Raw genomic sequence first — 13,885 nt, forward strand, 5'->3', positions numbered from 1 at the left:
CAAAGACTTTTATGCACGTGTCAGTGAGAGAATAAACCTAGTTTAAACGCGCACCTAATGTAGTTAGAGAGTGATCGCAAACAACCCCAAGCCACAACAGGTTTTATTTGCCACATTAGTAAATTTATTGTGTTATGGGTGTTTCGCCAAAAGTTCTTGTAATTGCCGAATCAAGTCTCTCGTTATTTTTGATGCCGAGTAGCCTGCCACGCAAATTAACAGGCTTATAGCTCCCCGACTTTTTTAAAAAGTCAGGGAACTGAACACTGCGATCTGTCAAAATCAATGTGGTGGAATACTACTAAAGTGATTGCGATAATTTATTTGCAATTACACAGTCCTATTGTTCTAACACTAGTCCGGGTATTTTACCAAGTTCCACAAGAGAGCGATCGCTGCAATTCGTAAATCTACCTTTATAGATGCACAAACTTTTTGTATCTAGTGCGCCTATGCGTGAGATTTACAAGCAAGTTACCCAGACCGAAATTTTTCCCTTAGAAGCAAAGTTTGTTTACCCCAACCACCGCGCTGCATCTTTGGCGTGATATGTTAAAATCAAATCAGCACCAGCTCGCTTAAAGCTGGTTAAAGTTTCCATAACAACGCGTTCTTCATCAACCCAACCATTCAGGGCAGCAGCTTTTACCATAGAATACTCACCGGAAACATTGTAAGCGGCAACGGGTAAATTACAAGCTTCTTTTACACGCCAGATAATATCCATGTAAGCCAAAGCAGGCTTAACCATGAGCATATCAGCGCCTTCGGCGATATCCAGTTCAATTTCTTTGATGGCTTCGCGGGCGTTTCCAGGATCCATTTGATAGGTGCGGCGATCGCCAAATTGCGGTGCTGATTCGGCAGCATCTCTAAACGGGCCGTAGTAAGCTGAAGCATATTTAGCAGCATAGGATAAAATTGGTGTATCTTGGAAGCCTGCTTCATCCAATCCACTGCGAATTGCTTGGACAAATCCATCCATCATTCCTGATGGTGCGATGATATCTGCTCCAGCTTGAGCTTGAGAGACAGCGGTTTTTTTGAGTAACTCCAAGGTAGGATCGTTCAAAACTCGTCCTGTCAAATCCCCGACTTGCAGGTAGCCACAATGACCGTGGCTTGTATACTCGCAAAGGCAGGTATCAGCGATGACGATGAGATCAGGAACTGCTTGCTTGACAGCAGTAGCAGCTTTTTGGACAATACCGCAATCATGCCAAGCGCCAGTAGCATCAACATCTTTGTCTGTGGGAATGCCAAAAAGAATAATTGCAGGAATTCCTAAGTCGTAAACTTCCTTGGCTTCTTCAACTATCTTGTCTACCGATAGTTGAAAGACACCGGGCATAGATTTAACTTCATTGGCAATTCCATCGCCAGGTACGGCAAACAGAGGGTAAATTAGATCGCTGGTTGTTAATACAGTTTCACGTACCATCCGGCGCAATTGAGGATGGGTTCGGAGACGGCGGGGTCGATGTTGGGGAAACATATATTTTTATAAACAAAAACTCAAATGGACAAATGACAAAGCGTCACAAATTTAGGGCAAAACCTTCCTCAAGTAGAACAAACTGCAAACAGCGCTTAACTGTCCTCTGCCCTAACAGCTCGCTGTGGGGCAATTTTGTATTTTACAGCTTGCTTGCCATCTCTCTTGTTGAAGGGCATAAAAAAACAATATTAGAAATTCCATCACAGTTGCAGATGGATTTCATCAAAAAATCATGATTACGCTATGAGGTTAGTGTGAGGTCAAATAGTAATTGGTAATCAAAGAATTATTTATTACCCATTACACATTTGCAAGTACCAGCGATTTAGCAATCGCCTTTTTAGATGATCTTTAGTATATGAAGCTTTTGACTTAGTTCCAAATCAAATTTTTGCTAGACCAGACGGAAAATGAATGGATAGCGAAAAGGCTTTTCGGCATCAGTGAGAACGTGGAAAAGCGCCCAAATTGTTAATCCCCAATGGAGTAAAAATCCAAGAAATGCTAAAGGCACAAGTAAACCAAATGATAACCAAACTAGTACGCCAATAATTGCTCCATAAAACCAGACATTAAAGTGAAAATTAATTGCTTCTTTGGCATTCTCTTTGACAACAGGATCGTTTGATACAAATAGTACAAAAATGGGTAAACCAATAGATATGAATGTTGTACTCAAAAAAATTGCTCCGTGAGACAATGCCGATAACAGCTTTCGCTTTTCTGCGTCGTACATTGTTTTTACCTCGCGCATTCAAGTTGTAGTTATATTAAGACCCTATCATGAGCATCATTGTCTTAAGATTAAAACACTCGCTAAAGTTGAAAAAAGTTAAATTAAGTTAAGTTACAATTTGAAATAGTTATGACAACTGAGCTTCAATCGGAACTGCAAAAAGCAGTTGAGCGTCGGCGCAATTTTGCAATTATCTCTCACCCAGATGCTGGTAAAACCACGCTGACAGAAAAATTACTGTTATACGGAGGTGCTATTCACGAAGCTGGAGCAGTGAAAGCAAGACGAGCACAGCGCAAGGCTACCTCCGACTGGATGGCAATGGAACAACAACGGGGTATTTCGATTACCTCCACGGTGTTGCAGTTTGAATATCAAGGCTGCCAGATTAATTTATTAGATACTCCCGGACACCAAGATTTCAGTGAAGATACGTATCGCACACTAGCGGCGGCAGATAATGCAGTCATGCTAATTGACGCTGCCAAAGGTTTGGAACCCCAAACACGGAAGTTGTTTGAAGTGTGTAAGATGCGGGGTATCCCAATATTTACGTTTGTTAATAAGCTTGATCGTCCGGGAAGAGAGCCTTTGGAACTTTTGGACGAAATTGAGCAAGAATTAGGATTGCAAACCTATGCTGTCAATTGGCCTATTGGCATGGGCGATCGCTTTAAGGGCATCTTTGATCGCACGCAACAGCAAATTCATTTGTTTGAAAGGAGCGCTCACGGCAGTAAGGAAGCGCGAAATACAGTAGTTGATTTGGGCGATTCTAGAATTGAGCAACTTCTAGAACAAGATCTGTACTACCAGTTGAAAAATGATTTGGAACTGTTAGAAGGAGTAGGGCCAGAACTTGATTTAGAGTTGGTGCATCAAGGCAAAATGACACCAGTCTTTTTTGGTAGTGCTATGACTAACTTTGGGGTAGAGTTATTCCTGAAATACTTCCTCAAATATGCCCTTAAACCTGGTCTGCATAACAGCAGTGTTGGTGAAGTAGCCCCAACTTATCCAGAGTTTTCTGGCTTTGTTTTCAAATTACAAGCCAACATGGATCCGAAACATCGCGATCGCGTGGCATTTATCCGCGTTTGTACGGGTAGATTTGAAAAAGATATGACAGTAAATCATGCCCGCACAGGCAAAACAGTCCGCTTGTCTCGTCCACAAAAACTTTTTGCCCAAGAACGAGAATCAATTGATGTCGCTTATGCAGGCGATGTGATCGGTTTGAATAACCCTGGAGTTTTTGCGATCGGTGATACGATTTATACAGGGCAAAAGCTGGAGTATGAGGGTATTCCTTATTTTTCTCCAGAGTTATTTGCGATTCTTCGCAACCCTAACCCCTCTAAGTTTAAGCAATTCCAAAAAGGTGTTTCTGAATTGCGCGAAGAGGGAGCAGTACAAATTATGTACTCAGTGGATGAATCCAAGCGCGATCCCATTTTGGCAGCAGTAGGACAGTTGCAATTTGAAGTGGTGCAATTCCGCTTACAAAATGAATATGGAGTGGAAACTCTGCTAGAATCGTTGCCCTACAGTGTTGCTCGTTGGGTTGAAGATGGCTGGGAAGCTCTCAAAAAAGTAGAGCGCTTATTCAATACAACCATATTCAAAGACAGTATGGGACGACCAGTTCTACTGTTCCGTAACGAATGGAACTGCCATCAATTGCAAGAAGATCATCCAGATTTAAAATTAAGTGCGATCGCCCCAGTAATTTCCGCGCAACAGCTAGTCGAAGGCTAAATAAATGGTAAGTAGATAGAGACGCGATGAACCAAGCATCTGTACATTAGTGGTTAGTAGGGGAGGCAGCGCGCCCTTGCGGAGCCAGTGCGCCCTTGGGGGGAACCCCCGTTGTAGCACCTGGCGTCGGGTTAAGCGCGTCGAGTGCCACTGCCGTGCGGTTTTTGCTGATAATCTTGCCGTTCAAGCCGAGAGATTTATCTTATAAACCCGCCCGTACAGTGGTTAGTAGTTGATAGATATTAGTTTATTACTCTTCTACTTTCCATTCCCTCACTTTCCTTTACACCCCTACAGCCTCATAAGAAGGCAGGAGGAAGAATTTTACATTTAATTATGTCCACTTACTTACCAAACACAATAAATATAAAAGTTATTTAAGTGTAATAAAAATAATCAGACTATGCCTTCACATCCTAAACCATCTTTGAAGGCTGGTTTAACCGCCCTCAAGCAAGAAGACTACCAACAAGCAAAAGCAATACTAGAAGAAGTTGCTGCAACAGCGAGCGATCGCACTGAGATTGTACAAGCGCAAATAGGCTTAGTCGTACTTTATTCCCGTACTGGTGAGGAACCAAAAGCGATCGCCTTATGTAAAGTTCTATCTCAAAATGAGCGTCTCCAAGTCCAAGAGTGGGCAGAAAGTACTTTAGCGCAATTAAGAAAACGTTATCAGAAATCTGATGCTTCAACAGAAGATGTCACTGGATTTGTTCCTTTTGAAAATTCACCACCTGCTCCAACCGCAACCAATTCTGAGCTAGTAAAAGAGGACAAGGGGACACGGAGAGGTGGGGACACGGAGAGGTGGGGACACGGGGAGGTGGGGAAAAAAGAGGACATGGGAAATGTAAATGAAAATTTCTCCCCCTCTGCCAGTCTCCCCCTCTGCCAGTCTCCCACTCCGGCTGCTGCCTCTAGTAGTTCTTCAGCAATTGTTAAGGTGGAAAAACCCAAGCCACCCATCCTTTATTGGCGATATGCAGGACGTGCTAAAGTATGGCAACCTCTGCCCAAACGAGGTTTAAAGCTATTACGTCTACTGGAGTTAGGAACATTCATTGCCCTATTTTGGGTGATCCGGACACTGTTGATGTGGGCAATGAAATTCATCAATGATGTTTTAGTCAGACTGCCTTTCGTTGAGCCAATACAGTTTTTATATCGCAATCCGACTTCTTTACTGCTGATTTTACTTTTACTTTTAATCTGCGTATCTCCGTGGTTATTGGATTGGTTGCTGATTGAATTTTACGGTCAAAAACCACTAGAGAAAGACACTTTAAATCGTTATAGTAAAGAGGCAGTGCGGGTATTACAACGTTACTGCCAACAACGAGGATGGCAGATACCAAAATTACGTGTTTTGCCAATAGCAGCACCAATTGCCTTTACATATGGTCATTTGTCCCGCAAAGCCCGGATTGTCGTGAGTCAAGGATTGTTGGAGCGACTAACTGAAGATGAAATCGCCACAATCTATGCAAGTCAATTAGGACATATTGCTCATAGAGATTGTACGATTATGTCGCTGGTGTTGGTGGTGACAATTCCAATCTACCTACTATATCAACAGATTGCTAAGTGGGGCAATGGAGCTTCACAAATATGGCGTACAGTTTTTGGGGTACTAGCAAGTATTGTCTATGGTTTTTGGTGTTTGTTCGTAGGAGTTGCTTTGTGGTTGTCTCAAGTACGGCTTTACTACAGCGATCGCATTGGTGCAGAAGTCACGGGTAATCCAAATGGACTTGTTCGTGCTCTACTCAAAATTGCTATTGGCATCGCTGACGACGTGCAACAACAGGAACATACTAGTTGGCAGTTAGAAAGCTTAAATATAGTTATACCAGTAGGTTACAAGCAGAGCCTTTGTTTGGGTACTGTTGCCCCTTATACCACCTTTGAATCTTTCTTGATATGGGATTGCCTGAATCCTTACCGTTGGTGGTTTGTAATTAATAATACTCATCCTTTGATAGGCGATCGCCTCCAACGGCTATGTCGAATTGCTCGTCATTGGCATATAGCCCCTGAACTGTATCTAGAAAGCCAACAGCCCTTCAGTATCAAGCGTCAATCTTTTTTATTACAAATCGCTCCCTTTCTAGGAACTGTCTTGGGTGTTGTGTGTGCAATTTTAATTTGGGTAGTTTGGCAAACAGCCTTTGCACTCAAACTGTTAAACCTGAAGTGGATCTACGATGATTGGCGCTATGTTATAGGTTGCATGGTGATTGGGTTTAGCATTGGTATCTTACTAAGAATTAATTCTTTCTTTCCAGACATTAAACTTACGAGTGTACAAACTGATGAACACTTGTCTGAGCTATTAACCAACCCAACCGCCCTCCCTATTGATAGCGTTGGTGTACGTTTAGTTGGTAAGTTATTAGGTCGTTCAGATGTTAGCAACTATCTTGGGCAAGATTTAATCCTGCAATCTTCTACAGGATTAATCAAATTACACCAAGCTTCATGGCTAAGAAAATCTGTTCAAGCTCAAGATTTAATTGGTCGGCAAATAATAGTTACGGGTTGGTTGCGGCGAGGAGCGACACCCTGGATTGATATCCAAACCTTGCAAACTCAGAGTGGAAAAACCGCTCGTAGCTTCCATCCAATTTGGTCTATTGTCTTAGCTGTTGCATTAGAGGTTTGGGGAGCATACATTCTTCTGACTGGTTAGTTAAGTCCCTAGACAGAACTAATCACACACATTATTTTTCCCTGTTCCCTGTCCCCTTGCATTGGGCTGTTTAACCTGCATAGCTGTAATTTGTAAACAAAAGTTGCAGTTATTCTCAAAAACTGTTACATTTATTTACATAAATCCAGCAACCAACATAACTCAGCTATCAAGCTTAGTTACTGCTCTTGGCTGCTTGCGCCTATCAATCCCTTTTCTCCTCCCAACACAGCAGTAAGGTAACCAGCCATCGGCTGGTTTTTGTTTCCAAAAATATCAAAGTTCAGAAAAAAAGTATTTTATGTTACGATGCATTCATATAAAAGTCGGAAATGTGTGTCCTGAACTAGCTACGTAGAAAATACCGTGATAATGTAAGAAATGGTGTTTAATTATTTTAAAAGTATTAAAGGCATTTCCTGTGGTCAGCAATAAGCTGTAAGATTCATAATTTCTTAGAATAAAGGTGTTATTAGCGCAGTGTACGCTTTTGTATTAAACAAGCTTGATTTTGGTAAAAAACTGTATTGTATAGGTTAAAAGTTTTGAGTAAAAAAACTAGCTTGCGATAGTGCCGTGCAATAGCATCCATCAAAAGCTAAGGCCACGTTGCTGTTTTTTGCCTAATCTTTATTAAATCCACTCTGGAGGTCTAGTTCATGTCTGTTCGCCTGTATATAGGCAATTTGCCTAAAGAAGAAATAGAGCGTCAAGAATTACAAGCAGTTTTTGCAGAAGAAGGTGATAATGTCACCACGAAATTAATCAAAGACCGTAAAACCGGCAAATGTCGCGGCTTTGGTTTTCTGACTGTAAATAATGACGAACAAGCAGACCATATTATTGAAAAATATAATGGTCATTTGTTCAAAGACTCTGCCATTAAGATAGAAAAGGCATTACCTCGTACCAAGGGAGAAGAAAATGAAGAAAATCCAACTCCCAAACCAGTAGTTAATACTGGTGGTAATGCTGGTTCTAGCCCCACGAAAGAAAATAAGAAATCTAAGAAGTCTCGGCGTGGTGGTGGTAGTAAAGAAAGCACCTCAACTGACACAGAAGCTATTCGTCCAGATCCCCGTTGGGCTTCTGAGTTGGAAAAGCTCAAGCAAATGCTCGCTGCTCAAACTACCAGTTAATTTAGATAACCTTGTGGGAAATGTGGAAACCTTGTGGCTTGAGCCGCAAGGAAGAAACATAGTTCAGGCACTTAAAAGTGCCATTAAGCATCTACAATCAAATTTTAATCATTTATCCTCTAGCTACTTAGCTAAAGGATATTTGTAGCCATTTTTGTAAGTGCGATCGCAACTGTTGGGTAAAGTGCGAACGTTGGTAAAATTTTTCTGTATGAACAGGCTTTCGTTGTTCATCTAACATCCAGCCATAGTCGCTACTCAGGCGTAGCTTATTTTGCCAGTCTGAGATGGAAACGATCAACCCAGGTGCTGGGCTGTGGTCTATGTTTTGTACTTTGAATACATAATTAAAGGTATTCTGTTTGCCAGGAGCGACTGTTGAGGGTTTACCGCATTCAGCCAACAGTCGCGATCGTACCTGTTCTACCAAACCAGGTTGCTCTAGTTCTTCTAGTGTCCGAACGGCTAGGGTAAGGGCAAAATAAAACTCTTCAACAGGAATAAATTGTAGTTCCATAGGCATAGCTGTTACTGCCAGATAATAACAAAGACTAAGAGGCAGTAATTTTACTTCCAAAGCATGGCTTGTGATTTTGTATCTTTTCCAGCATACCAGCTTGTCAATTCCGCTTTGGCAAACCCAATCATTAATTTTCGCTTCATGGATTGCTTAGGCAGGCTTGGCTGAATAGTTGCGTATTTTCTAAAGATATCGTTCTTGAGTAAGTTGTTTCACCTATTTGTGAATTACTGTATATGCCAAGTACACTTTCCCCACAATTTTCTATGTCTATAGATACAAAATAGGAATAAGGTTATGAAATTATCATAACTATATGCCATTCTAATGAAGTTATGGTGACTGATAAAATTATTACTACGGCTAAGTTTGCGTCAAAGACAACACGATCAACATAATATTCTAAGTGTAAAACAAAAATAATCTTGTGTTTTTATATACTAATGTTTAAAGCAGTAATAACTACGTACGTATCGCAAAATAAATGTAGCTTTTTTAGACAAGTTCATAAAGGCAGTTTCCTATTCATTTACTTGTAAACTATACTCACTTAGTGTAATTCAGAACAAGTTAATAGATATTTAAACTTAATTTTAGCTATAAGCTATACTAATAATCACTATTGCATATCTCTAAACAAGTAACTTAAAATACAAAAAATTAATCAATAATTTTACTAGCTAGATATAAATCTTACAACATCATATAAAAATTTTAAATATAAATACTTACAAAAATAGAGTACTTCTACTAGTAGATGTATAAAAATGTTTGACGTATTAAATTAAAATAAATATTGCTTAAACTTTCCACATGATTGAGGTTAGGTAAGGCTAGTCAAAACCGTAATTTACCTTAAACCTCGTTTAATATAAAAACCAACAAACTATGAACTCTAGAACTGAACAACGTATCGCCTTGATTTCAGTACATGGCGATCCAGCAATTGAAATTGGTAAAGAGGAAGCTGGAGGTCAAAACGTTTATGTTCGGCACGTAGGCGAAGCGCTAGCCCATCTGGGATGGCAAGTAGATATGTTTACCCGCAAGGTTAGCGAAGAACAACCAACAATTGTTCAACATAGTGCTAATTGTCGAACCATACGTTTGCAAGCGGGTTCTGTGGAATTTGTTCCCAGAGATAATCTCTTTGGATATTTACCAGAATTTATCAAAAATTTTCTGGCATTCCAAAAGGAAAATGGTTTTACATATCCATTAATTCACACAAACTACTGGCTTTCTAGCTGGGTAGGAATGCAGCTAAAGAAAATTCAAGGCAGTAAGCAGGTTCATACTTATCATTCTTTAGGGGCAGTTAAGTACAATACCATCAAAACAATTCCTTTAATTGCTAGTACACGGCTAGCAGTAGAAAAAGAGGTTTTGGAGACAGCCGAACGGATTGTGGCTACAAGTCCACAAGAAAAAGAACATATGCGATCGCTTGTCTCCACGAAAGGCTATATTGATATAATTCCCTGCGGTACTGATATCCGTCGATTTGGTTGTATTGATCGTCAAGCCGCAAGAGCAGAATTAGGATTTGACAGCGAAGATAAAATTGTATTGTACGTGGGACGGTTTGACCCGCGCAAAGGAATAGAAACCTTGGTGCGTGCTGTGGGACAGTCACAGTTTCGCAATCATAAAAATCTGAAACTCATTATCGGTGGTGGTAGTGTACCAGGTCAAAGCGATGGCATAGAACGGGAACGAATTGAAGAAATCATTGCCGAATTAGGAATGCAAGATTTTACCACCTTACCTGGGCGTCTCAGCCAGGAAATCTTGCCAAGTTATTATGCTGCTGCTGATGTTTGTGTTGTTCCCAGTCACTACGAGCCCTTCGGACTGGTGGCAATTGAAGCAATGGCTAGTTATGCACCAGTGGTAGCTAGTGATGTCGGCGGACTTCAGTTCACTGTTGTTCCCGAAGCAACTGGCTTACTTGCACCACCACAAGATGTAGATGCCTTTGCTGCTGCTATTGATAGAATTCTCGGCAATCCAGAGTGGCGGGATAAATTAGGTAAAGGTGGTAGACAACGAGTAGAAAGTAAGTTTAGTTGGGATGGTGTAGCAAGTCAACTCGGCGAACTATACACTGAGCTTTTACAGACAAAAGTAGAAGAAAAAGAAGCGGTATTACTAAGTTCGTAACCCTCTTGAATTAGAGGTAATAGGGAATTGGTAATGGCTAAAAGGTGAGCATATAAATGATGTCAATGCCAATTACCTGTTATTTGAGACTAACTCTCACTTGATGCTTCCTGTATCAAATTGAGAGTTAGTTTTTTGCATAATTCTCTGAACAGAAGACGCAAAGACAAGGAGACACGGGGAAAAACAGAATAGTGTCTTGTCGCTAGTTCCTAGTCACTAATCCTCAATCCCCTTTACGATAGGATAGGCATCCACTAACTTTCAAAGTTTTTACATCAACGGCAAATCGTTGTGCAAACATTTGACTTTACTACTCTCTGGGCTGTTTGTAGTGATATTCGTACGAATTGGTTACCGTCGCGCTTAGAACAAGTTTACCAGCGCGATCGCTACACGATTTCTATAGCGCTACGTACTCTCAAAGCAAGGGGTTGGCTAGAAATCTCCTGGCATCCCCAAGCAGCCCGCCTGCATATCGGCGATCCACCACCGCGAATACCAGATACCTTCACCTTCAGCCAACAACTAGTTCACCAATTGAATGGTTTGGCATTGGTAGCAGTTGAAGCGATCGCTCCTTGGGAGAGAGCGATTGATTTGCAATTTGCGCGTCGTCCAGGAGAAAAGCCGCTGTATCATCTGTACGTGGAAATCATGGGCAAATACAGCAACGTTATTCTGACTGATGCGAGCAATACCATCATCACTCCTGCCCGCCAAGTCAACCAACAAAAGTCCAGCGTTCGTCCCGTTCTCACTGGGCAGCCTTATGAAACACCACCGAGCCTAACTGGTGCTATACCTAGTTTGAGCGAATCCCAACAACGCTGGCAAGAACGGGTAAGTCTCATACCAGGAACTATGAAACGACAGTTGCTGAAAACTTATCGTGGTGTTTCTCCTGCGCTGGTAGAGTCAATGCTGTTGGTAGCGGATATAGATCCAGAAACTACCACCGATAGCCTGAAACCTGACGACTGGCAAAGATTATTTGCTCGTTGGCAAGAATGGCTGCAAGCTTTAGCGAATGAAAAGTTTCAACCAGCATGGACTAGTTTTGGTTACACAGTACTTGGGTGGAATGTAATTGAGCCTGCAAAAGATATTCAGGAGTTAATCAATCGCTATTATACAGATTGGCTCAATCAACAAACTTTTTCTCAACTGCGGCATCAGTTGAGTCAGAAACTAAGTAATGTTTTAGAAAAATTACGATTGAAAGCACAAAATTTTGAGCAACGCTTGCAGGAGTCCGATCGCGCCGATGAGTATCGCACCAAAGCAGATTTATTGATGGCGCACTTACAAGACTGGGAGGTGGGGATGAAAGAAATTATCCTCCCTGATTTTGAGACTGGCAAGAGCGTCAAAATTGCCCTTGAACCAGATAGAAATGCTGTACAAAATGCTCAAAATCTTTATAAACAGCACCAAAAACTCAAACGAGCTCGTTTAGCTGTAGAACCTCTACTCAAAGAAGTGAACGCTGAAATTGAGTATTTGGAACAAGTAGAAGCAGCGATCGCTCAAATAGAAAACTATCAAACAGCAGAAGATTTACAAACCTTAGAAGAAATCCGCGAGGAGCTAATTCAGCAAAGGTATTTAGAAGATCCAGAATATCGCAGCCGCAACGGTGGCGAAACCAGTAACAATTTTTATCGTTATCGCACTCCTAGCGGTTTTGAGGTATTTATTGGTCGTAATAATCGCCAGAACGATCAATTAACATTTAGAGTTGCAGGTGACTACGATTTGTGGTTTCACGCTCAAGAAATTCCAGGTAGTCATGTACTATTGCGGCTCCAACCCGGTGCCGTTCCAGAAGAAATTGATTTGCAATTTACTGCTAATCTTGCTGCCTATTACAGTCGCGCTCGCCAAAGTGAACAAGTACCAATAATTTACACTCAACCCAAGCACGTTTACAAACCCAAAGGAGCCAAACCGGGAATTGCCATTTATAAACAGGAAAAAATTATTTGGGGACAACCGCAATCACTAAAAGGGGCTAGGGACTAGGGACTGGGAAAAAAGAGGAGGGAGAGGGAGAGGAACAGATGAGGAAGATGGGGAAGAATTCTTCTGCGTGTCTCCTTGTCTCCGTGTCTGCCCATCCTCTTTATCCTTGCTGCTAGCTGTCGAATTTTTTTGTATTCTGTACCTATATCTATCAAAAGACTGAATATATGGCGCTAAATTTTAGTAGACGTCAATTTCTTTTGTACGGTTCAGCCACAGTTAGCACGAGTTTACTGCTAAAAGCTTGCAGTAGTGGTCAAACTCCCAAACTGTCAATGAATGGCGGAAGTTTGAGAATAGCGATCGCCCTTCCTGGTGTAATTAGCGATCAAGCTTGGAATCAATCTGGTTACGAAGGCGTACAGTTGGCTAAAAAAAAGCTGGATGCCCAAACGACTTACGTAGAACAAGTTGCACAAGCAGATCAAGCAGAAGTGCTATCTGATTTTGCTCGCAGAGGTTACAATGTGGTGTTTGCCCACGGCGGACAATTTGATGCGGCTATTCAACAAGTTGCACCACAGTTTCCCTCCACATTTTTTGTCGCTGTCAATGGTGCAGTTAAAGGTGAAAATATCGCTGCTTTGCGAATAGATCACCTGCAAGCTAGCTACTTGTGTGGCATTATTGCTGCATCAATGTCAAAATCAAACAGACTAGCTTACATCGCCGGGCAAAAATTTGAAGCGACAGAGCAAGAACTACGTGGCTTTGAATTAGGAGCAAAAACGGTAAAGCCAAATATTAAAATTACATCTTCCTTCACAGGAGATTGGAATGATGTTGCCAAAGGCAAAGAAGCCACACTAGCTTTAATTTCTTCTGGTGCTGATGTAATTTACCAATGGTTAGATAGTGCTTCCCCCGCAGTGCTACAAGCAGCAAGTGATAAAAAAGTCTACGCTTTTGGTAACACAAAAGACCAATTAGAAATTGCTCCAAAAGCAGTTTTAACAAGTGCTGTTAAACGAATGGATTTAGCTATTGCTTATCTAGCAGAATTAGCAAATAAAAATCAATTGAAAGGTCAAATATATACCATTGGTTTAGAAAGACCAGATATCTTGTCTTTAGGAAAATTTGGCGACATGGTTCCAGAATTAGTCAAACAAGAAGCATTAAGCTCAAAGCAGGATATTGTTGCTAAAAAGATTACTTTTGAAAATTGCAAAGAGGGTGGGCAAAACACACGTTGCGTCAAAAAAACTACAGCTTAATTCTTAATTTCACATATACTTGAACTCAAAACTCAATTTCTCGCGCTTACACTTTGCACAAGAAAACCTTCATAGCAAATTTCTGGAAAAAAACTCTGCGATTCCTCTGCGCTTACTTTGCGCTCCTCTGCGTTTAA

General features: G+C 41.2%; 9 protein-coding genes. 6 read left to right on the forward strand and 3 right to left on the reverse strand.

Going from position 1 to position 13,885, the window contains the following annotated elements; translation table 11 throughout:
• Positions 1–514: 514 nt before the first annotated feature.
• Both hemB and U2718_RS32590 read right to left on the reverse strand, forming a co-directional pair.
• Complete coding sequence (gene hemB, locus U2718_RS32585; RefSeq protein ID WP_341994365.1) at positions 515–1,495, reverse strand: porphobilinogen synthase; 981 nt, start codon at positions 1,493–1,495, stop codon at positions 515–517.
• 397 nt (positions 1,496–1,892) lie between these two features.
• Positions 1,893–2,234, reverse strand: coding sequence for a DUF4870 domain-containing protein (locus tag U2718_RS32590; protein WP_341994363.1), 342 nt, complete (start codon positions 2,232–2,234; stop codon positions 1,893–1,895).
• Between the two features lie 129 nt (positions 2,235–2,363).
• Here U2718_RS32590 and prfC point away from each other — a divergent pair, with 129 nt between their 5' ends.
• The 3 genes from prfC (at position 2,364) to U2718_RS32605 (ending at position 7,823) form a co-directional block, all read left to right on the forward strand.
• On the forward strand, positions 2,364–3,992 hold the full coding sequence (gene prfC / locus U2718_RS32595; protein ID WP_341994361.1) for a peptide chain release factor 3: 1,629 nt from the start codon (positions 2,364–2,366) through the stop codon (positions 3,990–3,992).
• A gap of 403 nt (positions 3,993–4,395) precedes the next feature.
• Positions 4,396–6,684, forward strand: coding sequence for a zinc metalloprotease HtpX (locus U2718_RS32600; protein ID WP_341994359.1), 2,289 nt, complete (start codon positions 4,396–4,398; stop codon positions 6,682–6,684).
• Between the two features lie 659 nt (positions 6,685–7,343).
• On the forward strand, positions 7,344–7,823 hold the full coding sequence (locus tag U2718_RS32605) for an RNA recognition motif domain-containing protein (protein WP_289789001.1): 480 nt from the start codon (positions 7,344–7,346) through the stop codon (positions 7,821–7,823).
• A 127-nt stretch (positions 7,824–7,950) separates the two neighbouring features.
• Here U2718_RS32605 and U2718_RS32610 read toward each other — a convergent pair whose 3' ends face one another.
• Positions 7,951–8,340, reverse strand: coding sequence for a hypothetical protein (locus U2718_RS32610; RefSeq protein WP_341994600.1), 390 nt, complete (start codon positions 8,338–8,340; stop codon positions 7,951–7,953).
• 891 nt (positions 8,341–9,231) lie between these two features.
• Here U2718_RS32610 and U2718_RS32615 point away from each other — a divergent pair.
• The 3 genes from U2718_RS32615 to U2718_RS32625 all read left to right on the forward strand — a co-directional run bounded on the left by U2718_RS32615 (position 9,232) and on the right by U2718_RS32625 (position 13,748).
• Complete coding sequence (locus tag U2718_RS32615) at positions 9,232–10,506, forward strand: glycosyltransferase family 1 protein (protein ID WP_341994354.1); 1,275 nt, start codon at positions 9,232–9,234, stop codon at positions 10,504–10,506.
• A gap of 294 nt (positions 10,507–10,800) precedes the next feature.
• Positions 10,801–12,531 (forward strand): NFACT family protein, encoded by a 1,731-nt coding sequence (locus U2718_RS32620; protein WP_341994353.1) that lies wholly within the window; start codon positions 10,801–10,803, stop codon positions 12,529–12,531.
• A gap of 167 nt (positions 12,532–12,698) precedes the next feature.
• Positions 12,699–13,748, forward strand: a complete 1,050-nt coding sequence (locus U2718_RS32625; RefSeq protein WP_341994351.1) for a BMP family protein — start codon at positions 12,699–12,701, stop codon at positions 13,746–13,748.
• Positions 13,749–13,885 lie beyond the last annotated feature (137 nt).

The organism is Chlorogloeopsis sp. ULAP02 (assembly GCF_038404745.2).
GTDB lineage: Bacteria > Cyanobacteriota > Cyanobacteriia > Cyanobacteriales > Nostocaceae > Chlorogloeopsis.